At 59.8% G+C, this 26,944-nt stretch carries 22 protein-coding genes; 4 read left to right on the top strand and 18 right to left on the bottom strand.

Translation table 11 applies throughout. From position 1 onward, the window contains the following. Positions 1 to 56: 56 nt before the first annotated feature. The 9 genes from AC24YW_RS33435 to AC24YW_RS33395 all read right to left on the bottom strand — a co-directional run bounded on the left by AC24YW_RS33435 (position 57) and on the right by AC24YW_RS33395 (position 9,802). Complete coding sequence (locus AC24YW_RS33435; protein ID WP_487486684.1) at positions 57 to 1,199, bottom strand: DegT/DnrJ/EryC1/StrS family aminotransferase; 1,143 nt, start codon at positions 1,197 to 1,199, stop codon at positions 57 to 59. Continuing rightward, a complete protein-coding gene (locus tag AC24YW_RS33430) occupies positions 1,196 to 2,197 on the bottom strand; it encodes an NAD-dependent epimerase/dehydratase family protein (protein ID WP_487486683.1) in 1,002 nt (333 codons plus the stop codon). Before AC24YW_RS33430 ends, AC24YW_RS33435 begins: the two co-directional genes overlap by 4 nt. Continuing rightward, positions 2,194 to 3,363 carry a DegT/DnrJ/EryC1/StrS family aminotransferase gene (locus AC24YW_RS33425; RefSeq protein ID WP_487486789.1) on the bottom strand — a complete coding sequence of 390 codons (1,170 nt, stop codon included), beginning with the start codon at positions 3,361 to 3,363 and terminating at the stop codon, positions 2,194 to 2,196. Before AC24YW_RS33425 ends, AC24YW_RS33430 begins: the two co-directional genes overlap by 4 nt. Before the next feature lie 99 nt (positions 3,364 to 3,462). After that, positions 3,463 to 3,975 carry an acyltransferase gene (locus tag AC24YW_RS33420; RefSeq protein ID WP_487486682.1) on the bottom strand — a complete coding sequence of 171 codons (513 nt, stop codon included), beginning with the start codon at positions 3,973 to 3,975 and terminating at the stop codon, positions 3,463 to 3,465. Between the two features lie 25 nt (positions 3,976 to 4,000). Continuing rightward, the gene (locus AC24YW_RS33415) at positions 4,001 to 5,476 is read right to left on the bottom strand and encodes an oligosaccharide flippase family protein (protein WP_487486681.1); all 1,476 of its coding nucleotides are present in this window, start codon (positions 5,474 to 5,476) and stop codon (positions 4,001 to 4,003) included. A gap of 50 nt (positions 5,477 to 5,526) precedes the next feature. Then, positions 5,527 to 6,588, bottom strand: a complete 1,062-nt coding sequence (locus AC24YW_RS33410; protein WP_487486680.1) for a Gfo/Idh/MocA family protein — start codon at positions 6,586 to 6,588, stop codon at positions 5,527 to 5,529. A 36-nt stretch (positions 6,589 to 6,624) separates the two neighbouring features. Beyond that, positions 6,625 to 7,887 (bottom strand): UDP-N-acetyl-D-mannosamine dehydrogenase, encoded by a 1,263-nt coding sequence (gene wecC, locus AC24YW_RS33405; RefSeq protein ID WP_487486679.1) that lies wholly within the window; start codon positions 7,885 to 7,887, stop codon positions 6,625 to 6,627. Further along, positions 7,880 to 9,004, bottom strand: coding sequence for a non-hydrolyzing UDP-N-acetylglucosamine 2-epimerase (gene wecB, locus AC24YW_RS33400; RefSeq protein WP_487486678.1), 1,125 nt, complete (start codon positions 9,002 to 9,004; stop codon positions 7,880 to 7,882). The genes wecC and wecB overlap by 8 nt, the downstream gene beginning before the upstream one ends. Before the next feature lie 3 nt (positions 9,005 to 9,007). Beyond that, entirely contained in the window at positions 9,008 to 9,802 is a 795-nt protein-coding gene (locus tag AC24YW_RS33395; RefSeq protein WP_487486677.1) for a WecB/TagA/CpsF family glycosyltransferase, read from the bottom strand. Positions 9,803 to 9,986: 184 nt separating this feature from the next. Between AC24YW_RS33395 and AC24YW_RS33390 the strand changes: the two genes are divergently transcribed. Then, on the top strand, positions 9,987 to 10,874 hold the full coding sequence (locus AC24YW_RS33390; protein ID WP_487486676.1) for a glycosyltransferase family 2 protein: 888 nt from the start codon (positions 9,987 to 9,989) through the stop codon (positions 10,872 to 10,874). A 16-nt stretch (positions 10,875 to 10,890) separates the two neighbouring features. Here the strand turns inward: AC24YW_RS33390 and AC24YW_RS33385 are convergent, their stop codons facing one another. Genes AC24YW_RS33385 through rfbC form a run of 8 tightly spaced genes read right to left on the bottom strand, consistent with a single transcriptional unit; the run spans position 10,891 to position 19,480 of the window. Further along, positions 10,891 to 12,063 carry a hypothetical protein gene (locus tag AC24YW_RS33385; protein ID WP_487486675.1) on the bottom strand — a complete coding sequence of 391 codons (1,173 nt, stop codon included), beginning with the start codon at positions 12,061 to 12,063 and terminating at the stop codon, positions 10,891 to 10,893. A gap of 24 nt (positions 12,064 to 12,087) precedes the next feature. Next, a complete protein-coding gene (locus tag AC24YW_RS33380) occupies positions 12,088 to 13,515 on the bottom strand; it encodes an HlyD family type I secretion periplasmic adaptor subunit (RefSeq protein ID WP_487486674.1) in 1,428 nt (475 codons plus the stop codon). Continuing rightward, a complete protein-coding gene (locus AC24YW_RS33375) occupies positions 13,512 to 15,722 on the bottom strand; it encodes a peptidase domain-containing ABC transporter (RefSeq protein WP_487486673.1) in 2,211 nt (736 codons plus the stop codon). The genes AC24YW_RS33380 and AC24YW_RS33375 overlap by 4 nt, the downstream gene beginning before the upstream one ends. After that, positions 15,700 to 16,020: a hypothetical protein gene (locus AC24YW_RS33370; protein WP_487486672.1), complete on the bottom strand. Its 321-nt coding sequence runs from the start codon at positions 16,018 to 16,020 to the stop codon at positions 15,700 to 15,702. The genes AC24YW_RS33375 and AC24YW_RS33370 overlap by 23 nt, the downstream gene beginning before the upstream one ends. 46 nt (positions 16,021 to 16,066) lie before the next feature. Continuing rightward, entirely contained in the window at positions 16,067 to 16,954 is an 888-nt protein-coding gene (gene rfbA / locus AC24YW_RS33365) for a glucose-1-phosphate thymidylyltransferase RfbA (RefSeq protein ID WP_487486671.1), read from the bottom strand. Further along, entirely contained in the window at positions 16,863 to 17,840 is a 978-nt protein-coding gene (rfbD, locus tag AC24YW_RS33360; RefSeq protein WP_487486670.1) for a dTDP-4-dehydrorhamnose reductase, read from the bottom strand. The genes rfbA and rfbD overlap by 92 nt, the downstream gene beginning before the upstream one ends. A 10-nt stretch (positions 17,841 to 17,850) precedes the next feature. Next, positions 17,851 to 18,909 (bottom strand): dTDP-glucose 4,6-dehydratase, encoded by a 1,059-nt coding sequence (rfbB, locus tag AC24YW_RS33355; protein WP_487486669.1) that lies wholly within the window; start codon positions 18,907 to 18,909, stop codon positions 17,851 to 17,853. Between the two features lie 13 nt (positions 18,910 to 18,922). Then, positions 18,923 to 19,480 carry a dTDP-4-dehydrorhamnose 3,5-epimerase gene (gene rfbC, locus AC24YW_RS33350; RefSeq protein WP_145638771.1) on the bottom strand — a complete coding sequence of 186 codons (558 nt, stop codon included), beginning with the start codon at positions 19,478 to 19,480 and terminating at the stop codon, positions 18,923 to 18,925. Between the two features lie 345 nt (positions 19,481 to 19,825). Between rfbC and AC24YW_RS33345 the strand changes: the two genes are divergently transcribed. The 3 genes from AC24YW_RS33345 (at position 19,826) to AC24YW_RS33335 (ending at position 25,870) form a co-directional block, all read left to right on the top strand. Continuing rightward, complete coding sequence (locus AC24YW_RS33345; protein ID WP_487486788.1) at positions 19,826 to 22,162, top strand: Wzz/FepE/Etk N-terminal domain-containing protein; 2,337 nt, start codon at positions 19,826 to 19,828, stop codon at positions 22,160 to 22,162. A gap of 72 nt (positions 22,163 to 22,234) precedes the next feature. Continuing rightward, on the top strand, positions 22,235 to 24,247 hold the full coding sequence (locus AC24YW_RS33340; protein ID WP_487486668.1) for a hypothetical protein: 2,013 nt from the start codon (positions 22,235 to 22,237) through the stop codon (positions 24,245 to 24,247). A 153-nt stretch (positions 24,248 to 24,400) separates the two neighbouring features. Further along, the gene (locus AC24YW_RS33335; RefSeq protein ID WP_487486667.1) at positions 24,401 to 25,870 is read left to right on the top strand and encodes an exopolysaccharide biosynthesis polyprenyl glycosylphosphotransferase; all 1,470 of its coding nucleotides are present in this window, start codon (positions 24,401 to 24,403) and stop codon (positions 25,868 to 25,870) included. Between the two features lie 70 nt (positions 25,871 to 25,940). Here AC24YW_RS33335 and AC24YW_RS33330 read toward each other — a convergent pair whose 3' ends face one another. Further along, on the bottom strand, positions 25,941 to 26,309 hold the full coding sequence (locus AC24YW_RS33330) for an H-NS histone family protein (protein WP_487486666.1): 369 nt from the start codon (positions 26,307 to 26,309) through the stop codon (positions 25,941 to 25,943). Positions 26,310 to 26,944 lie beyond the last annotated feature (635 nt).

Here is a 26,944-nt window from a genome sequence, read left to right as displayed (position 1 = left end):
AAGCGGGACTCGCGTACATTTCCTCGAGTGTCTGCCGCGGGTCTGCGTCGGGATAGCTATCCCTTGGCCAGTTCCGCTTTGAGGCACTCTGCGACGTGAAGCTGCTCTGCCTCGCTCATCTGCGCGTAGATCGGCAGCAGGATCGACCGATCCTGTGCGAGTTCTGAGTGGCGAAGGTCGTGGCGCTGCGCCGCCTTCACGTAAGGCGGTTCGCGATGCGAGCACATGATGCCGCGGCGCGTCGCGATCCCCTGGTCGAGCAGATTTTGCATGACCGAGCGCTGATCGAGACGATTGGGGAGGCGCACGCAATAGCTCTGCCAGTTCGACTTGGCCCATTTTGGCTCTGTTGGCAGCCTCAAACCTTCGAAGTCGCCGAGCAGCTCGGCGTATCTGGCCGCAACAGCACGGCGGCGTGCCACCAGGTCCGGCAGCCGTTCCAGCTGTTTGCGCCCGATCGCGGCCTGCATGTCGGTCATCCGGAAATTGTAACCCGAAACAAGGTATTCTTCGAAGATCACCTGTGAGGAGCCATGCCGCACCGTGTCGGGAACGCTCATCCCGTGCTGGCGCAGGAGCCTGAACTTGCGGTCGAGCTCGGCGTCCGCAGTGGTCAGCATGCCGCCCTCGCCTGTCGTGATCACCTTGCGGGGATGAAAGGAAAAGCAGGCGATGTGTCCGTGCGGCTTGCCGATCCGCTCCCAATTCTCCTTGATCTGGATCTCGCTGCCCGCAGCACAGGCCGCGTCTTCGATCAGGGTGATGCCATGACGGTCCGCCAAAGCCGTCAGGGCTCCCAAATCGCACGGCATGCCCATTTGGTGAATCGCGATAATCGCACGCGTGCGCGGAGTAATCGCATCCGCCAGCCGCCGGGGATCTATGTTGTAGGTCTCCGGATCGACATCCACAAAGATGGGGACAGCGCCCTGATTTCGGATTGAATTGGCCGTTGCGATGAAGGAATGGCTAGCTGTGATGACCTCGTCGCCGGGTCCGACGTCCAGCGCCGCCAGCGCGAGTTGCAGGGCTGTCGTGCAGTTGGACACGGCACACGCAAAAGGCGCGCCGACGAAAGCGGCAAGTTCACGCTCGAAAGCTGCCACTTGCGGACCTTGTGACACCCATCCGGAGAGGACGGCCGCTCGCGCCGCATCGGCCTCTTGCTCGGCAAGGACTGGCATTGCAATCGGAATCATGATGCCGCTGCCTGTCCCTGATCGACAGCTCTGAGCTCGCGTTCGGCCAGCCACCATTTCACGAGATCTGAAAGCCCCTGCTCAAGCGAGATGGTGGTGCGGAAACCCAGCAGACGCTCCGCTTTTCCAACCGACGCCAATCGGCGCGGCACCGGATTGACCGAGCGTTCCGGCGCGAATTCGGGCATCATTCTGGGCTGCCCCATGACGGAAGCGAGGGCTTGGGCAAGCTGCACCAGGCTCGTTTCGGTCCCGCTGCCTACGTTGAACACCTCGTCGGTCACCTTGGCCCGGGCTGCCAATATGTTTGCACGGGCCACATCGCGCACATGCACGAAATCCATGGTTTGTTGGCCATCGCCAAAGATGACCGGTGGCAGACCGGCTTCGAGCCGCTCCATCCACCGGATCAGCACCTCGGTATAGCGCCCGTGAATGTCCATGCGGCTGCCATAGACGTTGAAGTAACGGAACGCCACGTAATCGAGGCCGTACATGTCGTTGAAAGTGCGAAACAGGCCTTCGTTGAACGCCTTCGCAGCGCCATAGAGAGTTCGGTTGTCGTAGGGATTCTGTCGCTCGGTCGTCGGGAACTCCTCCGCCATACCGTACACGGAGGCGGAAGACGCCGCGATCACCTTCTCGACGTCGTGCTTGACGCAGAGCTCGAGCAGGTCGAACGTGGCATCCACCATGACTTCCTTGGCCAGGCGGGGCTCAGCGGCGCAGTGCGTGATCCGCAGCGCTGCTTGGTGAAATACGATATCGGCCGCCTTAACCAGCGCTCCCATGAGCTTGTTGTCGCGTATGTCGCCGTGCACGAGCCGTACCGGCCCGCGCCCGAGCGCTCGCCGCAGATTCGCCGGCCGGCCACGCACCATGTTGTCGAGGGCGACAATCTCGATGCAGCCTTCGTCGCACAGAAGGTCGACGATATGGGAGCCGATGAACCCCGCTCCGCCCGTAACCAAAATGCGTTTGCCCTTGAGATCGATCAAGACGCCCTCCTGTTGATGGGCCCTGCAGGAATTTGATCCCGCTCGCCGTGAAGATCCCGAGCGAATTCCAGCGGCGCGACTCTCTTGAGAGTGGAGACGACCTCGGCAACCTGCTCCGGCAATAGCTCGGGATAGATGGGAAGCGAGAGAAGCTGGTTCGCCAGCATCTCCGTGACGGGGAGATCGCCAGGCTGATAGCCGAGCTCCGCATACGCCTTTTGCAGATGAACTGGAACCGGATAGTGAATCCCGACGTCGATGCCGGCATCTCGCAGCGATTTGAGCGCATCGTCGCGCCGCGACAACCTGACGGCATATACGTGATAGACGTGGCGGCTGTACCAGGGCGGCTGGGGGCAAGCCAAGTGAATATCTGACAGGAGCGTATCGTATCGCTCGGCGAGAGAACGGCGCGCGTCCGTCCAGGACTCGATGTGATTCATCTTGACGTTCAGCACCGCGCCCTGGATGCCGTCCATGCGGTAATTGTATCCGGCAACAACGTGCTTGTACTTCGCCTCCTGACCCCAGTCCCGCAGCAATGACACACGACGCACAAGGTCAGGGTGATCGGTGACGACTGCCCCACCCTCGCCGAACGCGCCGAGGTTCTTGCCGGGATAGAAGCTGAAGCACCCCAGATCGCCGATCGAGCCGGCGCGGCGGCCCTTGTACTCCGCACCATGCGCCTGTGCCGCATCCTCGATGACGACCAGGCCATGACGACGGGCAATGGACATGATCGGATCCATGTCGGCCATCAATCCATGCAGGTGAACCGGCATGATCGCCTTCGTCCGTGGCGTTATCGCCGACTCGATCAAAGCAGGATTCATCGTCCACGTATCGGGATCGACATCGACGAACACCGGTTTGGCACCGCTGTAAAGAATGGCCGCCGTTGTCGCGACGAACGTCATCGAAACCGTGATGACTTCGTCGCCGGCGCCTATTCCGGCCGCGAGTAGCGCAAGGTGAAGTGCCGACGTGCCGCTGTTCACCGCACGGCAGTGAGAGGTTCGGCAATACTCGGCGAAACGCTCCTCGAATGCCGTCACATCGGGGCCGAGCACGAAGTTCGCACTTCCGATGACCCGCTCCACCGCTGCGTCGATCTCAGGCTTGATCTTGGCGTATTGCGCTTTCAAATCCAGAAAAGGAATCAAGGTCAAAAACTTTCAGGTGGCCGCGCTGCATTTAACTCGGTTTAAATCTTATTATCACATTAAATCAAAAGTCAATATGTGATAATCGCCATTTAATGGTTACGGCGATTGCCCGACGACGCGTTCACGCCGCGGGGCCGGTGCGACGTCAGCGAACAGAGGTCGCGCAGGCACTCCAGCCACAATCGCGCCCGGCGGCACGTCCTTGGTCACCACCGCGCCGGCAGCGATGGACGCGCCGGCGCCGATCGTCACACCACACAGAACGGTTGCATTCGAGCCGATGGATGCGCCTCTGCAGACCCGGGTGCGCTGCAAGGTCCAATCAGAGGCGCCTTGCGGCCGGCCATCCGCCGTGGTCGCCCTTGGGTGCTTGTCGTTCGTGAACATGACCCCATGACCGACGAACACCTCGTCCTCGATCGCGACGCCTTCGCAGACGAAGCTATGCGAGGAAATCTTGCAGCGCGCGCCGATCGTGGCGCCCGCTTGGATTTCGACGAAGGTACCGATTCTCGTCTCATCACCGACCGTGCAGCCGTAGAGATTGACCAGTTCCGGATGAAAGATCCTGACATCGCGGCCGAGTTGTACATCACTTGTGATCGGCATCTTCGTCTCCAAAAATCCCAAGACCTCAAAGGGCCGAACGCGACAGTCGTAGCCTTGGCGCAATGCGGGCAAGATCCGCCACCACCTGATGAAGCTGATGCAGCAAGGGATGGCCGGTCAATAGCAGCCCCAGCCACCAGCAAAGCGCTGCAGCACAGGTTGCCAAAACGAGCCCGGCCAGGGGGCTCAGCACCCCAGCTTCCATCAACGTCGCACAGCCGGCGACGCCGAATGCAGTTGCCGCAGTGACGATTACGCTCCTTCTCAGCGCCTGCACCAGGTCCTTTAATCCAAAGCGCAAGTGCCGTCCGATGAAGTAAATCGCGACTGCGGCCTGAAAAGGCAGCGTCACAAGTGCCGCTCCCGCGACCGCCTGCACACCGAAGAAGGATGCGCCTAGAAGGACGAGAAGCGACGGCGGTAGCGAGATGCAAGAGGAGATCAAGGCGTCCCGAACGCTTCCAACGGCGACGAGCACCGGATAACTCAAGCACGCCGCAAAAAGTGCCATGTTCGCGAAGCACAGCAGGCGCACCAGCGGCACGATCTCCAGCCAGGTCGGACCGAGCCAGATCGCAATGATCGGCCGGGCCATAAAGGCCACGAATATCAGGAAGGGCCATTGGGCGACGGAAAGCAGTTGGATCGCCTCGAGGTAGACCGCCTTCAAGTCTTCCCTGGCCTGCCGCTTTGCGACAATCGCCGGCATGATGACCGGGTTCAGGACCTGCGTGACGAGCCTGTCGAAAACCTGCGTCAAGTTGATCGCGCGGCTGTACAAACCGACGGACGCGAAGTCGAGGATCCTGGCCAAGAATAGCTGGGGCGCCAGATTGTAGAAGATGTTGATGACGCTGACTCCACTCGAATAGAGGCCAAAGCTGACGATGTCGCGGTAGGCGAGCAGCGAAGGACGCAGCGCGCCCGGGTCCCGGTGGCCGACCAGTAACGCCAGAGTCAGGGCCACGTTTCCGGCCAGACCGCCCCATACCGGCGCCATATAGCTCAAGCCTGCTACCGCAAGTCCAATCGAGACCAGCGCGGTCACAAGGCCAGACACAAAGTTGCATACGGCCAACGTGCCGAACTTCATGTCCCTTCGCAGCAAGGCAGAATAGGTGCCGGAGATCGGCAGGAGCAGGAAATTCAGAGCTGAGACCTCGATCGCTTCCTTAAGACTATCCTGCGCGAACAACAGCGACAGCTTGTCGGCGAAGACGAACAGAAGAACGCAAACCGCACCCGAAATGATGAACGTCATGGTGAAGGCCGAGCGGACATCTTCGGCCGACAGGTCACGCTTTTGAATCAGATAATTGCCGCCTCCGAACTCCTGGAACGAGGCCGCGATCACCAACGCGATGGCGTTGACGACTGCATAGACTCCGAATTCCGCCGGCGACAACAAGCGAGAAAGGACCGCGGTGGCCACGAAGAACACGACGAGGTTGCCGTAGCGGTCGGCCGCGGAAAGCAGAATGGAACGTTGGACCGAATTCATCGCGAAACCGTCGCTTGTCGGCTCATGGCAATGCCCGCTGGCATCAGGATCTAGGCCGTCGCGCGGGCGCGCTCCCGAACCAACTGCGGTTGCTTGAGAAGGACCGGTTTGCCGTGCTCCGCGATCGAGCGCGACGCCGCCTCCAGCACTTCGATTACCCGCAATGCGGAGGTGCCGTCGGAGATCGGCCGGCTGCCGCTGCGCACGCAGTCCAGAAAATGCCCGACTTCCGTCTGCAGCGCCTCATGGGGCGCGATATGCGGAGCCCACATGTCGCCGGCACGATATCCAATCCGGAACTGGTGTGCGTCCTCGGTGCTCGCATCGAGCGTGATGCCCTTGTCGTAGACCTTGATCTTTTCGGTCGGCTCGAGGTCGTCGTAGACGATCATCTTCTTGCTGCCGCCGATGAAGGTCTGGCGCACCTTGACGGGCGAGAGCCAGTTGACGCTCACGTGGGCCACACATGCGTTGGCAAAGAACAACGTGATATGCGCCATGTTCTCCGGCGAGCCCGCAACGTGGCACGACCCCGTAGCCGAGACGGCGACCGGCTCCTCATCCAGGATATGGTGGATGATCGAGATGTCATGCACCGCCAAATCCCAGATCACGTTCACGTCCTTCTGAAACAGGCCGAGGCTCGATCGCGTGCTGTCATAATAGTAGATATCCCCGAGCTCTCTCTTCAGGAGCAGTTCACGAATCTTCTGAACCGCAGGGGTGTAGAGAAAGGTGTGATCGACCATCAGCGTCAATCCGCGCCGGTCGGCCTCGTCGATCAAATGCATGGCCTCCTCCGCGCTCGCTGCGAGGGGCTTCTCGACCAGCACGTGCTTGCCGGCCCGCAAAGCCGCAAGCGCAAGCTCGTAATGCGTGCGCACCGGCGTCGCGATCGCGATTGCATCGATGGAGCTGTCCTTCAACAGATCGTCATAGCGTGTCGTCGTCTCCACCGCAGGGTAAAGCCGCCTAATCGCACCGAGCCTGCCTGGTTCCAGGTCGCTTACGCTGACGACGCGCGCGGAGGGATTGACCGAGAAATTGCGGACGAGATTGGGGCCCCAATAGCCATATCCCACGACCCCGATTCCCAGCTGACTGTCTCGCATGCTAACCTCGAACCATTTTGGGAGTTGCTGTGTGCCTTACGTCCGCGCCGGCATATCCTGCCATATGCCTCGCGTATCGATGACGTCCAGATGCCGACGCTCTGACAGCGGCACCATTTTGAACTCGTCATGATCGACAAGGAGAACCGCGATCTCGCAACTGCGCAGGGCTTCCTCGATGTTCATGAATGCGACGCGATAGTCGGCCAGTTGAGGGGGCAGGCGACGCAAGTTCGGCTCGACGACCTTGATCCGCTCGCCGTATTTCGCCGCGAGATGCGTCGCGATCTCCATCGCCGGGCTTTCACGCAGGTCGTCGACATTGGCCTTGAATGTCAGTCCGCAGCAGGCGACGTTCGCATAGGGATGATCGTCGATCAGCGCCTCCGCGCGCTCGATGATCTTGTGCGTCTTGGCGTTGTTCACTTCCCGGCTCGTTCGCATCACACGCGCAAGGTCCGGGGCAGAGTCGATGATGAACCAGGGGTCGACCGCAATGCAGTGCCCACCCACGCCCGGTCCGGGGCGTAGTACGTTCACGCGCGGGTGGCGGTTGGCGATATCGATCACCTCCCAGACGTTGATGTCGAACCTGTCGCAGATCAACGAGAGCTCGTTCGCGAATGCGATGTTGGTATCGCGATAGGCGTTCTCGGTGAGCTTGACCAGTTCCGCCGCACGCGCCGTAGTGCCGACGCAAGCACCGCGAACGAACATCTTGTAGAAGCGCTGAGCGAGCCGGGTGCAGGTCGGTGTGATACCGCCGATGCACCTGTCGTTGTTGATGAGTTCGGTCAATATCCGCCCCGGCAGCACCCGTTCGGGGCAATAAGCGACGTAGATCGCTCCGTCCTCCTTGCCGTTCACCCCGATGTGCAGGTCCGGCCTGCGCTCGACGATCCGCTTTGCGATCGCTTCGGTCGTTCCGATCGGCGATGTCGATTCGAGAATGACGAGGTTGCCGGGCGTGAGGAGATCCACGATGCTGTCGACTGCGGCATTCACGCTCGACAAGTCGGGACGGCTCTCGCGATCGATAGGTGTCGGTACAGCGATGATGAAGACGTCGGCCGGCTGCGCCGTCCTGGACGTCGTCAGAGCGCCGCTCGACACGACCTTGGAGACGAGACCGTCGAGATCCGGCTCCGCAATGTGGATTTTGCCAGATGCGACGGTCTCGACGATCCGCTCGTTCGTGTCGATACCGACCACCTGAAGCCCCCGGCTCGCAATCAGCGCGGCCGTCGGCAGTCCAATATAGCCAAGTCCAACGACATTGATCTTTCGAAATTCAGGCATCGAGGAGCACCTTCACGATCCGCTCGCTCGCGTGACCATCACCGAAGGGATTGTGCGAACGCGCCATGGCAGCATAAGTCTCGTCATCGTCGAGCAGACGAAACGTCTCCCCGACGATCCTGTCGTAGTTCGCACCGACCAGCCGCGCCGTTCCCGCTTCAACTCCTTCGGGGCGCTCGGTGGTATCGCGCATCACCAGGACTGGCTTACCGAAGGTCGGAGCCTCCTCCTGGACGCCGCCTGAATCCGTCAGAACCAAATGCGACAGCGACAACAGGCTAACGAAATCGGTGTACTCCTGGGGCGAAATGAGCACGACCCGTGGGTGATCCGACAGCCGGGCCGCAAACAGGTCGCGGACGTTCGGATTCGGGTGCACGGGAAGCACCATCGCGACGTCCTCCCTGCGCAGGATCGTCTCCAATGCGTTCACGATGTTGGCGACGCCGCCCCCGAAGTTCTCCCGGCGGTGGCAGGTCACCAGGATGATGCGCCGATTGCCATGGCGCTGCTTGATGCCGTCCCAGCGGCTCGACAGATCTGGATCGGACTCGACCATGGCTTTCGCGAGAATGAGAGCATCGACGACCGTGTTGCCGGTGACGTGGATGCGGTCATCCGAAACATTTTCAGAACGTAGCGCGCGCGCGGCACGCTCTGTCGGAGCAAAATGTTGATCGGCGATCGAACCGACGATCTTGCGGTTCACCTCTTCGGGCCATGGCGCGAAGATGTCGCCGCTGCGAAGTCCCGCCTCGATGTGCGAGACCGGTATACGGTGATAATAGGACGCCAGTGCGCCCGTCATGGCGGTCGCCGTGTCACCCTGGACGATGACCCTGGTGGGCTTCACCTTTTCGAGCAACTCGCCGATCTGCCCGAGGAGCCGAGCAGTTAGGTTGTCCAGCGTCTGGTTGGTCGTCATGACATTCAGATCGAAATCAGGGACCACCTTGGCCAGCTTCAGCACCTGATCGAGCAACTGTCGATGCTGCGCGGTGGCACAAATCGTCAGGGAAACGTCCTTACGATTTTCCGCCTTGAGTCGGTTGATGACGGGAAAGAGCTTGATTGCCTCAGGCCGTGTTCCCAGAAGGACGAAGAAATGCTTGTGCACGCGTCACCCTCCGATCCGGCTCGGACCCGGCGGCACGGCACCCGGCGCGTGAAGTGCGTGCTGAAACGTCTGCCTGATCAACGCTTGCGCCAGGACGACCGCAAACAGCGTGTTCGTCTTGGCGTATCGCCACCACATCCGTCCTGGCTCCTGATAGATGCGGTACAGCCATTCCAGACCGAGCTTCTGAATCCGGACCGGCGCGCGGCGAACGGAGCCTGCTAAGACGTCGAACGCCCCGCCCACTCCCATGATGAACGGCACGCCGAGATCGTCACGATGAGCGGCGAGAAATCGTTCCTTCCGAGGCGTCGGCATCCCGATAAAAAGGCAGTCGGCCCCGCTGGATTGGATGTCCCGGACGACGTCGTCCTCCTCCTCGCGCTTGAAATAGCCGTCGTGCCAGCCGGCAAAGGCGAGTGAAGGATACCTCTCGCAGGCGGCCTGCAGGGCTTTGTGCAGAACGGCGGGAGTAGCGCCCAGGAAATAGGGCTTGAAGCCTTCCTGCGCGCATGTGGCGAGCAGCTCGGCAAGGAGATCGACGCCGGCAACCCGCGATGGCGCCCGCAGCCCCAACGCTCGAGCGCCCCAAAGAATTCCCATCCCGTCGATACCGACGATATCGCTGTTGGCAACGTCGGCTGCGAGTACGGCGTCAGACCGCATGTTGACGAGTTTGGCGACGTTGAGCGCCACGTGCTGCAGTCGCCGCCGGCTGCGCATGGCCCCGCGGGCCAGATCGATTGTTTCCGCCATCGTCAGCAGATCAACTGGGCATCCCAAGAATGACGCGCGCATCGGAATCCAACTCCCAGTAAAATATACAAATTTTAACAGTTTGCATTTAACTTTATTATCGAGATAATACGCATCTAATATTTAATTGCAAGGTTTAAAATCGAGCAATCACCGTCATGCGCTGCCGACAGCATCAGCCCGGGCGTCAGACGACCACGGTCGAATTAAATGAAGGATTTAACCGATGATCTCCGTCATCATTCCGCACCTCAACCAGCCTGACGCGCTCGGGGCCTGCCTGCGAAGCCTGAATGCGCAGACGTTGCGCCGGGACGCCTTCGAGATCATCGTGGTGGACAACGGCTCGGCGACGCCCCCGGTGGACGTCGTGGCCGATCATCCCGGTGTACGGTTGGAGTACGAACCGCGCTCGGGCCCTGGCCCGGCGCGAAATGCGGGCGTGGCTGCTGCCAAAGGCGAGATCTTGGCCTTCATCGACGCGGATTGTAGAGCTCATCCGGATTGGCTGAGCAGCGTGCTGAAATGGTCTTCGTTATCGCCAGCTGGCACGGTTCTCGGTGGCGACGTTCGTATCTGGCGGCCGGAAGACGCCGAGCTCGACGCCATTGCAGCTTATGAGAGCGTCTTCGCTTATCGCTTCAAGCTCTATATCGAGCGCCATGGCTATTCCGGCACCGGCAACATGGCTGTGTTTCGGCGCGACTTCGATCGGGTCGGCCCTTTCGCCGGCATTGACGTCGCCGAAGATATGGAATGGGGAAAACGTGCACTGCGCGCGGGCCTTCGGTTTAGATACACCCCTGAAATGATCGTCTTCCATCCGGCCCGTAGCTCGCTCCGGGAGCTTTACGCCAAATGGGATCGACACATCGCGCATTATCGAAACATGGCGGAAGCGAAACCGGTCTGGCAGTTGCGCTGGATCATGCAAGCGTTCTTCGTCTTCGCATCCCTCGCACCAAACGCTGTGACCGTGCTCACCAGCGACCGCCTGCATGGTGGCAGCATCCGCCTCAAAGCCATCGCCGTATTGTGTGCTGTCCGAACGCACCGCGCCATGACGATGCTCTCGCACCTACGAGGCCGGCGAGCGGTCGCTTGGAATCGTTAGCGAGAGAGCAATGCCGTCAGGTGTCGCCGAAGGCACGATTGTGCGTCAGCTCTGGCAGGTCGGTGCGCCGGCCGAATGACCACAGGATCCAACCCAGTTCGTAGCTGCGGCATTCAAGCCTAACGCCGACGTCGGCGCTGTCGATCAGCCGCGCCTCGCTTCCGGTCCAGGCGTTCCTGAGTGCGCGCACCATCCGCGGCGCCTTTGTCGTCAATTCACCCTTTCGAACCTGCGAGCGGATGGTCAAGCTCAGCTCAGGCACGAGCATGGACCGGCCCAGCTGGTTGTGGCCAAATACCCAGTTGAAGCCCTTGACCAGAGCCTCCCGCGCCCCCCGCCGCCCGAAGCGCTCGGCCCATTCCAACACTGCCGGGGCCATACCATACTGGTGGACCGAATAGACTTCGTAGAAGTCGAGAACGCGGCCGGTCTGGGCGTCGAAGAACCAGGGCCATTCGCCTTGCGGGCCTTGAAGCGCGATCAGATTGCGCACACAGGTATCGGCCATGACGAGCGCCGACGCCTCGCCGGCGAACTCGCCGTATTGATAGCAGGCGATCGAGAGATATGTCTGCGTGGCAAAAGACGAGAATCGTCGCCGAAAGCCGAACGGCGCATCGAAGAACAATCCCGATTCGCTATGGAAGCGTTCCTTCAAGAAGCGATAAAGAGGCCCGGCGTGGCACCACCACTCGTTCTCGCCTGCCCTTGCCTGGGCGACGATCCCCGTGAGCAACATGCCGAGGTCCTGGGCACGGAGGCTCTTCCACCGGGATTCGTTGGCAAGAAGCGCCTTCAACTCGCGTTTGACCGGGTCCGGTATCTCGATGCCGAGCTCGGCACCGCACCATAGCGCCATGCCGAACGCATATTTGCGCACCGGAAGCTTTGTCAGTTGTGTAACGTTACGATGGAATACTTCGGGAAGGTCAATGCCATCTGGCACGTCGCGGATGCGCGACATTCCGAGCAGGACATTGAGGGTATAGAATACGTCGCTGTTTGGCACCGACTCGTTCGGCGAAGAACGTCCGTCGAGATGATAGATATGCGACCATCGGCGGTGCTCAGGTAGCCAACAACGTTCAAGCCCATTGAGCGCATAGTTCACCAGCGGTGAATTCTCCGACAGTTTACCCGCGGCGGTTGGCACCACCAGCCTTACTCCACAATTCGGACTAATGATCATGATAAATCGCCATCCTGAGCCAGGTTAGTATTCACGGATGCTTTCATCCAATCCGCGCAGTAATGGGTAGAGGAAATAGGAAATCACGGTGCGCTTGCCGACCTTCAGTTCGGCGGTGACTGCCATACCCGGCATCAGTTGAATGCGCTCAGCCGGCAGCCGAAGGTGCGTGTCCGACAAATCGACCAGTACGCGGTAATAGGGGGCTGGCGCTCGGCGCGCACCTTCGGCCTTCGTATCCGGCGAGAACGTATCCTGACTGATGACGCGGACTTCCCCCGTTGCAGTGCCATACTTCTGGAAAGGAAACGCTTCAAACTTGATACGGACTGCCTGCCCCAGCGCGACCTGTCCGATATCCCGGCCCTCGACGTTGACTTCCGCCTGAAGCGGCACGTCACGGGGAACCAGGACAAAAAGCGTTTCTGCTTCGCGAACCACCGAGCCGACCGTTCTGCTCGCGATGTCGAGCACCACCGCATCTGCCGGCGCCTGAAGAACGATCAGCTGTCGACGAAGTTCGACCTTCTTCAACTCCTCTGCCGCGCTATTGCGCTTCGGCAACGTCTCCACCAGCTCCTGATACGTGGTGCGACGAAACTCCTCGGCAAAGACCTTCTGGTCTGCACGGGCCTTCTCCAGCCGATGCGTCGTATCGGCGATACTGCCGCGAACACGCGCCAGATTGCTCTCGACGTCGAGCCGTGCATCACGAGAAAGTAGAAAGTTCAACTTCGAACCGACCTCCTTGTCCATCAACGTGGTGCGCATGGCCTCAATCGAACGCATCGTATCGAGCCGCTGAAGGAGCACCCCCTCCTCGTCCTGCGCCGTCTTCAGATTGGCCCGGGCCGACGCGATCTGGGCGTCGTAGTTCTGGATCTGCGCCTCGTAGGCGGCTCTCCTCTGCAAGAACAACTTTCCCTGGAGGATCTGATCTGCATTGGTGAGGTCCTTGGCTCTATACTCGGCCCCGTTCAGCTCGGCGCCCAGGCGATCGATCGACGCATCGAACCCAGCCACTCTGCCGCGCAATTGGTCGAAATCCGCCTGTGAAAAAGTCGGATCGAGGGTCGCCAGAAGGTCGCCACGGTTGACGCGATCACCGGCCTTGACGTGGATCTCGCGTATCACCGACGTTTCCAGAGGCTGCACGACCAGGTTGGGGCGTGTCGTCGTCAATTTCCCCTGCGCTGTGACGATCATCTCGACTTGCGAGACGGACGCCCAGGTGACCGCGAAGGCAATCAGTGCAAGTAAACCGTAGAGGGTGATCCGAGCGAGCCGCGGGGGCGCTTGCTGCTCGACCTCGGATGCATCCGATTGAAACTCGGCGACCACCGGCATTCGCCTATGCGCCGGCCTGAATGGCTTTTGCCGTCGCTCGACCGATCTGGCGGGGACCAGACCGTCCGGCTTGCCATCCGTGCGTGTTTGGGTCGTCTCCTTCATGCGATCTGCTTCATCTGTTGGTTCCACAAATGCCTGTAGATGGTGCATTTCGAGAGAAGGTGATCGTGGCGATCCACGTCGACGATCCGGCCGCGGTCCATCACCAGGATCTGGTTTGCGTCGGTCAGCATCGACAGCCGATGCGAGACGATGATGACGGTGCGCCCTGCCGCCAAACGGCGGAGATTGCGCCTGATGATCATCTCGCTTTCGGAATCAAGTGCGCTCGTCGCTTCATCGAAGATCAGGATCCGTGGATTGACGATCAGAGCTCTCGCTATCGCGAGCCGCTGCTTCTGCCCGCCGGACAGGTTGGAGGCGTCTTCCTCGAGCTGGGTGTCGAAGCCACGCGGCAACCGCTCGATGAACTCGTCAGCGCCGGCGAGCTGAGCCGCAGCGACGACCTCGGCAAAGGTCGCATCACGTTTCACACAGGCGATATTGTCGCGGACCGTCCCACGGAACAGGAAATTATCCTGCAGGACAATGCCGAGGTTTCGGCGCAGATGTGCCAGATCGAGCTCCCTCGCATCATACCCGTCGATACGCAAGAGTCCCTGCTGCACCGGATACATGCCCGAGATCAGCCGTGTGAGCGTCGTTTTGCCAGAGCCGCTCCGGCCGACGATCCCGAAGATCGAACCCGGCTCGACGGTGAAAGAGACATCTTCGAGCGCCGGCGCTCCTTCAGCTCCGTAACGAAAAGAGACACTCTCGAACTCGATTTTCCCGGCGAAGTCAGGCCGCAGCCCATCTTTCTTACCATCACGCTCCGGTGCTTGATTCATGACCTCGCCGAGCATCTTCACGGCGAGAGCAACTTCCTGGTACTCGTGCACCATGGTCACGAGTTGAACCAATGGTCCGGAGACCCTCCCGGCCAACATATTGAAAGCGACCAGCGCTCCGATCGTCATTTCGCCAGCGAAGACATCGAGGGCTCCGAGCGCTATGATCCCAAGCGTCATGAGTTTTTCGAGAAATCCGGTGAGCGCCTGGGCGCCTGCGGAAATCTTCTCGACACCAAAGCGCATGGCCACGGACTGTGCACAGCGGTTATCCCACACCCTGCCCTGCTCGGGCTCCATTCCGAGCGACTTCACGGTGCGCATACCGTGAACTGTTTCGACGAGCAGAGCCTGCCGCGCACCTTCCGCCTGATAAAGATCGTAAAGACGTCGCCGGAAAGGCCCCATCAGCAGGCCGACGACAACACCGCTGGCGGCGGTGAATGCGAGGACCATCAGAGTCAGCTTGACGCTGTAGAGTGCAAGGACCGGCAGGAAGACAAATAGCGAGAGCGCATCGAGACTCGTCAAGAACAGTCGCCCGGTCAGAAATTCTCGGATGCGGGCCGCTTGCTGCATGTGCTTCACCAGCACCCCTGCGGCCATGTGCTCGAAGAAGGTGACCGGCAGACCGAGAAGATGCGCGAAGGTCTTCGTGGCAACTCGAATGTCGACCTTGTTCGTCGCATAGAGCAGCAGGTAGCGCCGCAGAAAACCGAATATTGCGTCGAAGACGAGTGCTACGGCCGCTCCTGCCGCAAGTACGTACAGCGTGGTGAAGCTCTCATGAACCAGAACCTTGTCGATGACGAGCTGGAAGAAGATCGGAATAACGAGGCCCAAAGCATAGAGCAGGATGGCGGCGATCGCGACATCCCTGAACAATCGCCATTGACGAAGCAACTCCGGTACGAACCACCGTAGGCCGAAACTCCTCCGACCATCCCGAGCCGCCTGCTCGCGCTTGATCAGGATCGTGTCACCGGCCCATCGGGCACAGAATCGGTCCCGGTCGACAACCAAGACCTCGTGCTTGCGGTCGGCGAGCGGATCGAAGACACAGACGACATCGCCCTCAGCGCCCCGTTCCGTACCAAGAACCACGATGCAGTTGCCATTGGCGAGCCGAACCAGCGCCGGATAGGCCTCACCGAGGCGTATCAATGCGCCCCAATCCAGTTTCGTGCTTTTCGCGCGCAGGCCCGCATCCCTCGCCATGCGCAACAGGAGACGCAACGACGGCGGAGCGGCCACGGCGTAGGCGTGCTTCAGGCGTTCGACCGGCAGGTCGATACCATGATGCCTGGAGATCTTAGACAGGCATTCCAAAGCCGTCTGCGTTGCCAGCCCCGGCGCGCCCGCCGCGTGGTCGTTCGCGCCGTCAGCGGGGTCGATTTCAGCGGAAATTCGAAGAGACATTCACAGGCCGTGTGTTAGGCGACATCGCATCACGCGCTCCCGACGTGGCATTTTGCACCTCAGCTGGTGGATTCCTACGCACGACACCCGCGTCAACCAGTCCCTGCAGTGCCTTCTGCATCACGTCGATCGAATTGGCGAAGGATTCGACCGAGAAGATCAGTCGCTGAGAAAACACTCGCTTGGGGGCATTGTTGGCGTCGCGCTCGGTTGGTGAAAGACTGACCAGATCGACCCGGACGATGGTTCCGCTGACGGTGATCTCCTCAATTCCATCGGTATAAAGTTCGGGGTGCATACACGTCCTCCTATGCTGCGAGCTGCGGCCCAGGGGCCCAGCACCGCTATTGGGAAACAAATTGCGTGAGCGCCGTGACTTCGCTCAGATATTTTCCGTAGCCACTCTTCTCCAGCGGTCGCGCCAGAGCGAGAAGTTGATCCCGATCGATGAAGCCGAGCCTGAAGGCGACCTCTTCGAGGCAGGCGATCTTCATTCCCTGCCGCTTCTCCAGGGTCTGCACGAACGTACCTGCATCGATGAGAGACTCGACCGTGCCGGTGTCCAGCCAGGCAAAACCCCGCCCCATACGCTCGACGTGGAGCGCACTTGCCGAAAGATAGCGCATCTGAAGATCGGTAATCTCGAGCTCGCCGCGCGATGATGGCTCGACGCGGCGAGCGTACCGGACGACGCGATTGTCGAAGAAATACAACCCCGTGATCGCCCAGTTCGAAGCCGGCCGTTTGGGTTTCTCCTCGATCGATACCGGGCGGTCCGCCGCATCGAACGCGACCACGCCATATCGTTCAGGGTCTCGGACGTGATAGGCGAAAACCGTCGCTCCTTCCTCGCGTCCTGCCGCCCTGGCAAGCAGATCGCTCAGGCCATCGCCGAAGAAGATATTGTCCCCGAGCACCATCGCGACACGATCGTCTCCGATGAAATCGGCACCGACTATGAAGGCGTCCGCGAGACCGGCGGGGCGTATTTGTTCCGCGTAGCTGAGCCGAATGCCCCATTGGCTGCCGTCACCCAGCAACCGCTCGAACTGATAGCGGTCAGAGGGCGTGGTGATGATCAGAATTTCACGAATTCCTGCCAACATTAGCGTCGACAGGGGATAATAGATCATCGGCTTGTCATAGATCGGGAGCAACTGCTTGCTGACCACGCGCGTGATCGGATAAAGGCGCGTTCCGCTGCCGCCGGCCAGCACGATTCCCTTGAGCATCGGTATCTCCCAGTTGCTCCAGACAAGCTTTCAATGCATGGCGCCACGGCGCCAATCGAATCCCGAACACGCGTTCGGCCTTGGATGAGTCGAGACGCGAGTTCCGAGGTCGGCGCGCAGCGGTCGGAAACTCCTCCGTCGTGATCGCCTCCAGCGCCGGAACTCTCGCTCCGAGACGGGAACGCTCAGAGAAGATTGCCCGTGCGAAGTCGTGCCAGCTCGTCTCACCTTGGCCCGCGACATGAAAGATGCCGGCCGTCGCCCTGCGATCGTCCATTGCCGAGCGCTCTACGATCTGAAGGACGGCCTCCGCGAGATCGAATGCGGAGGTCGGGTTGCCGTGCTGGTCACTGACGACCCTGACGATCTGCCGCGTCTCACACAGCCGCAGCATCGTTCGGACGAAATTGCTGCCATAGGGGCTGTAGAGCCACGAGCACCTGATCACGGTCGCGAGCGGATGCGCTGCCAGTACAGCAGCTTCACCGGCCAGCTTCGACGCTCCGTAGGCGTTCAACGGTGCGGGAATGTCGCTTTCATCGTATGCATCTGGCTTCGAGCCGTCGAACACATAGTCGGTCGAATGATGAATGAGCGGGATATTCATCTGCCATGCGACATCCGCCAATGCCGCCGCACCATCGCGGTTGACGCTGAACGCCTTCGCCGTCTCAGACTCGGCCTGGTCGACCGCCGTATAAGCGGCCGCGTTGATGATCGCGGACGGCGCGATTGACGCAATGAGCTTGTCGATCCCCTCCCGGTTCTCAAGATCCAGTTCCGGGCGCCCGAGAGCCACCACGGGCAAGCTGCGCATTGCGGCAAGTTCACGAAGACACCTTGCCAACTGGCCATTTCGGCCCGCAATGAGGATGGGTCGCACCATCGTCTTCACCTCAATGTTGGGAGGCCAGGAGACCGAGACGCGAGCCGTCATAGGCGCCGCGACGGGTACGCTCCCACCACGCACGGTTCTTGAGATACCAGCCGACGGTCTCCGCCAGCCCCTGTTCGAAGGTTCTCGTCGGCTTCCAATCGAGCTCACGACGTGCCTTTGACGCATCGATTGCGTAGCGCGCATCATGCCCAGGACGATCCGGCACGAAGGTGATGAGAGATCGCCTCATGCCCGTCGACGGAGACAATCGATCCAGCACGTCACAGATCTGGGTGACGACCTCCATGTTGGATCGCTCCGCATCTCCGCCGAAATTGTACTTCTCACCCGGTTTTCCTTCGTGCAGCAGTCTTATCAAGCCGGCCGCATGATCATCGACGTGAAGCCAATCGCGGATATTTTTGCCGTTGCCGTAAACCGGCAAAGGCTTTCGGTCGATCGCGTTGAGGATCGTCAGCGGGATGAGCTTCTCCGGGAACTGGTACGGTCCGTAGTTGTTCGAGCAGTTAGATACGATGACTGGCAAGCCATAGGTTCGAAACCACGCGAGCGCGAGATGGTCCGATGCCGCCTTGCTCGCCGAATACGGCGAGCTCGGTCTGTAGGGCGTATCCTCCCGAAACAAATCGTTCGGGCCCAACGAGCCGTAGACTTCATCTGTCGACACATGGACGAAGCGAAACTGCTTCCGCCTCGGAAGCGGCAGACGTTCGTAGTAGGTTCGGGCGGCCTCCAGCAGCGTGTAGGTGCCAACTATGTTGGTGTTGACGAATGCGCCGGGTCCATTGATCGAGCGATCGACGTGGCTCTCTGCCGCCAAATGGATGATCGCATCCGGCTCGTAGTCGGCGAACGCAAGATCGATGACCTCACGATCGCAGATGTCGGACTGCAGGAACTCATAGGGCTCCAGTCTCTCGAGGCTGGCAAGCGAGGCCAGATTGGCTGCGTATGTCAGCTTGTCAACGTTGATCACTGCGGCACCGGTCTGCAGCACCAGACGACGACACACCGCAGAACCGATGAATCCTGCTCCGCCAGTCACCAAGATACGCATCTACTCGCCTCCATCAGTCGAACACGCAGCCGAGTTGGCTCAGCGCAGGAAGGATCTGGTCCTTCGGCGACAACTGAGCCTCCGAGGTTGTCACGGGCCACTCGATCTCTAGCGCCGGATCGGCCCAATAGACGCCACCGTCATGGCTCGGGGCGTAGACCTGGTCGACCTTGTAGAGGACGACGGTATTGGGCTGCAGCGTGCAAAAGCCATGCGCAAAACCTTTCGGAATGAAAACCTGCTCGCCGCTTTCACCATCCAGTTGAATGGCGATGTGCTTGCCGAAACTCGGCGATGAACGCCGGAGATCCACCGCGACGTCGAGAATGGCGCCGCTCAACACCCGTATCAGCTTGGCCTGCGCGAAAGGCGGACGCTGAAAGTGCAGGCCGCGCACCGTGCCGATGCGCTTCGAGCTGGACTGATTATCCTGAACGAAGTCATGGAGGATTCCCTTCTCCGCAAAGGTCGATCGCTGGAAAGTCTCGGAGAAGTAACCGCGGGCGTCGGAAAACCGATCCGGGCGAACTACTTTGACGTCGGGGATCGCCAAGGATCGTAATTCCAGCATCGAGTATTCTCCTGCGCGTCCAAACACGAATTCGGATTCGATGCGGTAGGCCATAATGCGCGGAATCAATATTCCGCTCCTCCGTCTCACGCCTCGACGCTCGATTTAATATAGCCGAAACCATCAATTACATCGTAAGCCTCAGTAATATCTCGACTTTGACGACGCCAGCTTGCGCGGATTTACCGCGACGGCATTTTTCTCTGGAAGCTACTAATATATGATTTATTTAATTTGGCAATATGATTTTTATCAGATATATAATCGACCGCCGGCTGCAGGTCTCCTCGAATGAGCCCCGCGAGCGGACGGCCGCAACGACCCACCCGTCGAGACAGGTACGTGATGCTTCAGAACAACATCAAAGACACGGACAGACTACGGCTGCCGGTGAACTTGACCCCACCCGGCCAGACCGACGGCGGAGGGATCACCGAGATCATCAATCTCGGTATCGGACTGTTGCGGCGTCAGTATCTGGTAATCCTCGTTACCGCTGCACTCGTCATTGCGATTAGCCTGCTCTATCTGCGACTGGCATCTCCGACCTACACGGCGCAGGTCCAGATCCTGCTAGCCAATCCGAGGGCCCAATTCGTCCAGCAGCAGTCACTTCTCGCCGAACCGCCTTTTGATCTCAATCAAATCGAGACCCAGATCCAGCTCGTGAGATCGAAGGCCACCGCTGCTGCGGTCATCGACCAGTTGAAACTGACCAACGATCCCGACTTGAACGCGTCGGGGCCATCCCTACACTCGCTCTGGCAGCGAATTCGATCATGGGCCAGGGCCGGGTCGACGCAGGACGCGCCATCCGGTAGGCACGTCGAACCATCGGACGCCATCGTCGACGTATTCCTCAGTCGACTTTCCGCCTCACGTGTCGGATACAGCAACGTCATTGAGATCAGCTTCAATTCGAATTCTGCAGCTCGAGCCGCCGAGATCGTCAATGCGATAGCCAACACCTACGTTGCCGACCAGCTCAACGCAAAGTTCGACGCGAATCGCCGGGCAACAAGCTGGCTGCAAGACAGGCTGCGGGATCTCGGAGACCAAGCCCTCGCTGCACAACGTGCTGTCGACGTCTACAAGAGCCAGAACAACATCGTCTCTCTGGACGGGCGGCTCATCGACGAGCACCAGATCACGGAGATCAACAATCGATTGGCCCTCGCGCGCGCCCAGACCTCCGAAGCTACGGCCAAGCTGTCTCGTTACGAAACCCTGCTTTCTTCCTTCGATCCGAAGAAGCCGTCCTCGATGGTCGACCTCGATGCTATCGGAAGCGACGGGCTGAACAGTGCCATCATCACGGCGCTGCGCCAGCAATATCTCGAACTCACCCGACGTGAGGCGGAGTTGACGGCAAGAGTTGGCCGCGACCACTTGGCGGTCGTCAATGTCCGGAACCGCGCGCGAGAGTTTCGCGTCTCCATTTTCGATGAAGTCAGGAGACTTGCTGAAGTCAGTCGAAGTGAATTCGAGCTCGCGAAGCAGCGCCAGGAAGAGATCGAAAAGCAGTTGGCGAAGGCCGTTGCTCAATCCCGTTCGGTCAACTCTGCCGAGCTGACGATCAAGGATCTCGAGAGCCGGGCAAAAGGCTTACGCAGCTTGTATGAGACCTTCCTGCAGCGTTACATGAGCTCCGCGCAGCAGGAGACATTTCCCATCTCGGAAACGCGGGTTCTTTTCCCCGCTTCGCCGCCATCGAGCAAGAGCAAGCCGAAGACACGATTGGTGCTGGCGCTCGGCATCGTTGGTGGTCTCGCACTCGGTATCGGCTTGGCGCTCCTCAGAGACCTCATGGACCGCGTCTTTCGTACCTCTTCACAAGTGGAGACCGTGCTGGAATTGCCGTGTCTTTCCATGGTCCCGTTCTTGCCGAGCCGCAAATCTCAGAAACCGGCAGTTCGACTCCAGAAGACCGAGGATGATGTTCAGCAACGCATAGTTTCACCCCCCACCGCCATCCATCGAACCGTGGTTGGGATGCCACTTTCTCGATATACCGAGGCAATTCGTTCCATCAAGCTTGCCATCGACCACAATCCTGAGAAGATCTCCTCGCAGGTGATCGGTATTACCTCGGCCCTGCCCAACGAGGGGAAGACCACAATTGCGGCCTCGCTTGCGCAGTTGATCGGCCACGCCGGCAAGAGCGCCATCATCGTCGATTGCGACCTCAGGAATCCCTCACTGTCTTCAATCTTTGCGCCCAAGGCAGCCTGTGGAATCATCGAGGTCGCAAACGGGAGCCGATCGCTCGCCGACGCAATCTGGCGGGATCCGACGACCAATCTCGCATTTCTGCCCGCGGTGCGGCGAGGACCTCTGCTTCACACCAGCGAAATCCTCTGCGCCGACGCGATAAGCAAGCTGTTCGACCGTCTGCGTGCCCAATATGACTATATCATCGTCGACCTTCCTCCCCTAACCCCGTTGGTTGATGTCCGGGCCACGTCATCTCTCATAGACTGCTACATCCTTGTCGTTGAGTGGGGCCGGACCAAGATCGACGTCGTGCAGCACGCACTGCACACGGCTCCCAACATCCAAGATTCACTGATCGGAGTCGTTCTCAGCAAAACAGATACCAAAGCAATGGCCCGATACGATGGTCATCGGAGCTACTATTATCACGACAGCCACTACATCCGTTACGGTCTTTCCGGCTCTTGAATCTGTCTCCAGCGGCCTGCCCGTTCTCCGGCCAGCGGACAGCGGAGTGGCCGCACCACACGATGGTGTTCGATGATTATCCGGCTTGTCATGTTGGCCGAATTGGTGGCCATTGCCGCGGCGCTCGCAATGCCGGAAGACTTGCGAAGCTGGGTGATGGTAGCCTTCGTACTTGCGACGGCCTCGCTGATCGTGGCGATTTTTCTACCGACCGCCTCGCTCGGGCTCGCCAAGCTGCTCCGGCCGGGGCTGGTCATCATTCTTGCGACTCCGGCGTTCTTGATGGCCCTACAGGCAGTGCCCTTGCCGATCGGCACATTGGGAAATCCCATCTGGGCAACCGCATCGACGGCCTTGAACGAGCCCCTCGCCGAAATAATCACTGTCGATACTGGGGCGACCATGTTCTCGCTCGCGCAGTATTGCGCCGTCCTCGCCGCAGCCCTGGTCACCGCGGCCGTCGCGCTTGACCGGATTCGCGCAGCCCAAGTCCTGCATCTTCTGCTGTCGCTCACCACGATTGCTACGGCTCTGTGGTTCAGCAGGGAAACAAATGGCGCCGCTGGCCCCGATGGTGCGACCCTCGTGGTACTCGGCGTCTTGGTGTCGACCGCCTCGGCGATACGCTCGGTCGATCAGTTGCGCAGGCTCCGGCGACCAGGAACAATTGCGTCGGCCCCCTACCCTGCTCTGTTCGCCGCGATCATCACCATGATCGTCTGCATGGCCGCGCTGCTCATTCGGGGCAACTTGGCCTCCATCGTCGCCGCCCTCCTCGGATCGGGACTATTGCTCTCGGTATTCGCTATTCGCACGTGGTTCTTGGGCGTGTGGGGCACCGCCGGCGTTCTGGCCGCCGCCATGATCATCTTCATTGCCACTCTAACCGTCATTCCGCTCAGAACGAACACTGATCCAACGATTGCGTTATCGACGAGCAGCCAGACCGCAACCGAGCGCATGCTGCAGGATGTCGGGCCGGCGGGATCCGGTGCAGGCGCTTCGACGGTCCTTCTGCCGATTTATCGGGACGCTGGGGCGAGCGCCTCGCGAGAGCGGCCAACAGCCGCCGCCACCGTCGTTATAGACATGGGGTGGGTCTTCTTTTGCGGCGTCCTGATTGTTGCAATGCTAGGCGCAGGTGCTCTGATCTGGCGTTCTCTGTCGCGAGTTCATGACTACTCATATCCAGCCCTGGGGGCCGCAGCTTCAATCTCGCTGATGATACTCGCCTTTGCCGACCATGGAGTTCTGGGTTTGGGCGCGTCGCTTTCGGCCGCCGTGCTTTTCGGACTTGCGTTCGGTCAAAGCGTCCCCGGCGCAGGGCGCGATGCCCTGTCTTTGGAATCGAAGGAGGCGCCCAACCGAGCCGCCGATCGAGTTCCAGCTTCTTACCCCAAGTTCGCGTCGGCGCTTGTCGCCGCTTGGCCCCGGGTCACTCTGATGGTGCTAGGGGTCACGCTGATGATGCAGGCAGTATGGATGGTCGTGCCTGAGTGGTATCTTGGTGGTCGACCTTCTTTATCGAAGATTGTGTCGACTGCAACGACATGGCCGAACGGGATATCGAAGCCGGCTTCGATTGCGGCAGCGCGTGAAGACTCGTGGATCCGAGGGGGATCAAAACCCGACGCGAATTCGACTCCTTCTGCGGGCGAGCAAGAGACGGCTCTTCCAGAACTTTCGAATGCGCTTGCTCGCGCATTGCGCTCGTCGCCGCTCCGCGGAGACATTTGGCTCATGCTCGCGGCGGCGTCCAGGCACGGTTCGCCCCAGCCTGGCACGGCAGCAATGCTCAAGATGTCGTACTACACTGCACCGAACGATTTGGATCTGCTGCCGTTGCGCCTATCCGTCGCGCTCGCTACAGATGCTGTCGTACGGGAGCCGGAATTTCGCGACTTGATCAAGCGCGACGTGAATCTGGTCGTCGCGCATCGGCCAGCCCTCAGACCGGCGCTCGTGAGCGCGTACCGGTCAGCCTCGGCCGACGGCAAGACCTATCTCGAGAGCCTGATTTCCGAGCAGGATCCATCATACCTCGACCAAGTGCGCGCACGCCATTTCCGACAGGGCTCTCGGTAAAATCTAGGCACCGGCGCCCTGTTTCGACGGACGATGGTGCACCGGCGGCAAGACAGCGCACGGCCAAAATTAATTTGGCGCAGACGTCATATTTATCTTGATAATTTTGGTTAATTAATAATAAATTAAATATTAAATTGCAGGGCACGCGCGATGAATTTCGTCAATCGACATTTCCCTGATCGTGAGATTGCCGATCGTGTCAGTCCAGGACTGCCAGCATTCCGCCGGCACAAATGGCCTCTTCGTTATGACGCGGTCGAACACGTGGCGGTCTGTGTGGACATTGCGGCGGTCCTGTTTGCTGGCGTCGTTTCCACATTTCTGTTCCAAGCTCAGAAAGGGCGAGCCGCCGCCGATCTGAGTGACATGATTGGCCTGGCGCTGGTCAGCGCAGCTTGCCTCGTTGGCCTGCTGAAGACCCAAGGCCTTTATCAGCCGGTCGAGCTCCTCCTCCTTCGAAACCAGATACGCGCTGTCTGTATGGCCTGGGCGTCACTGCTGGTCTTCTTTTGGGTCCTGCATGGCTTAGAGGTTCGCACGGGGACCTCTCAGCAAGCGGCCCTGCTTTTCGGCGTCGTCGCCTTGGGCCTGCTTACGGCCGAGCGGTGGGCGGTCAAGGTGCTGCTCGGAAAGGGCCTGAGCGGCAGAAAGTTCGCCAATACGAATATCGTCCTGATCACCGACCAACCACTGTCGACGAACGCCGGGCTGTCAGAAACCCTCTCAATGCACGGGTATTGCATTAAGGGACGGTTCAGCTTGCCTCCGCTCGGCTTCGGTCCCGCCTGTCGAAAGCGGCTGAGAGCCCGTGTGATCGACTACATTCGCAATTGCCAGCTCGACCAGGTGGTGGTCGAAGCCGACCCGGAGCGATGGCCCGAACTGCGAGCCTTCGTTGCCGAGTTGCGAGTATTGCCCTTCCCGATCATGTTCGTGCCCGTCGGCACGACATCCGAATTGCTTCGGCATCCCACCCGGACGCTTGGAAGTGCCGTTTGCGTAGAACTCCAGCGTGGCCCCCTTACGCCGCTGGAATGCGGGGCAAAGCGGATGATCGATCTTATTGGCGCGGGCCTCGCGTTAGCGATATTTGCCCCGTTGCTGGCGCTGGCAGCGGTCGCGATCAAACTGGATTCTCCCGGTCCGGTATTCTTTCGGCAGCAACGCTGCGGCTTCAACGGCCGGGTCTTCTTGATCCGTAAATTCCGGACCATGGATGTGCTCGAGGACGGACCCGTGATCCTTCAGGCCAACCGCACGGATCGGCGCGTCACCCGCGTCGGCAAATGGTTACGCCGGACAAGCTTCGATGAGCTGCCACAACTGCTGAATGTTCTCGACGGAAGCATGTCGTTGATCGGGCCGCGTCCTCACGCCCTGGCTCACGACGGAAAGTTCGACAAGCTCGTACGGAACTACGCCCTTCGCCGCAGGGTCAGGCCGGGATTGACCGGATGGGCCCAGGTCCATGGCTGCCGCGGCCCGACGCCCACGGCGGCCATGGTCGAAACGCGGGTGCAATACGATCTCTGGTACATTGATAACTGGAGCTTGCGGCTCGATCTCGCAATCCTCCTGCGGACCCCGGTCGAGGTGTTGAGGGCACGCAATGCCTACTAGCGGCTCAGCCTATCGGGCTGTGCCGTCGAGCTCATCCGAACCATCCGCTCGAAGAGAGATTGCAAGCCGGTCAAGCCCGCTGACGGAGCTTCGACCCCGCATCCCCAATACGAAACTCCTCAATCCGCTTGCCGGACTTCATCGCAGCAACCAACCACCGCGGCCGCTTGCCACGCCCTGACCAGGTCTCGGACGTCTGGGGATTACGATACTTCGGCAGCACGCGCGGATATTTGCGCCTTGGCTTGCCGGTCTGAGATAGGCCTGACGCACTTGAGTCTGCAAAAGAAGCTGCCCCGCCCCCGAGAGCGGCCAGGCGTTTCTCCAACTCCTGCTTTTCCGCCTTGATCCGATCGGACAAGATCCCGCTGATTTCCTCATGCAGCGACCAAAGATCGTCGAGCGACATGGATTCTAATTCGAGTTTCTTTGCCGACATGATGCCACCGTGTAGTTGTGCCCAACTGATAATATTCCCGCCAACATTAATCAAGCCGGAGAGTTCAAAGGTTTACAAAAAAATACATGGAACCGTGCGGAAACCCGTGTCCACATAACCGCGCCGCACTGACTAATCAAGCCAGAAAATGAAGGATTCGCACAATTAACTGCGGGGTGGGGTTATATTGCACGCCAGAGATGCAGCCGCGGAACCGTTCACGCGACATCGCCCCACGTGACGGGTGACATTAAACAGGTCGCGCGAATGGCCTTCCCCGCCACCCCCTCGATGCGCCGCGTGGGGAGCTGCCTTTCGCTCGTCGAGACACCCTTGTTATTGGCCGGCCGTCCCATATTTGCAAACGAGAGCGAATAACTTCGATATCCCGGAGCGCACGACGTCGGAGCTCAATTTGGGATCTCAACGCCTGGATATCCAAGCACGCAGCCGAGGGAACGACAAACCGGCTGACCGAATCCTGAAGACGTTCAAGAGGATACTCAATCAAAACAATTCCTCCGCGATGCGCGCCTTGAGGCGCCTCGCCTTTTTCAGGCGTATAATAAAATAATCATCGTAATAATTATTAAATACAATATAATGATTTTTATTGCCACGTCAATTTCCACACT

It is taken from the genome of Bradyrhizobium sp. USDA3516, assembly GCF_057651995.1.
Note: the sequence above shows the minus strand (reverse complement) of the source record. Positions and strands in the feature narration are given on the sequence as shown.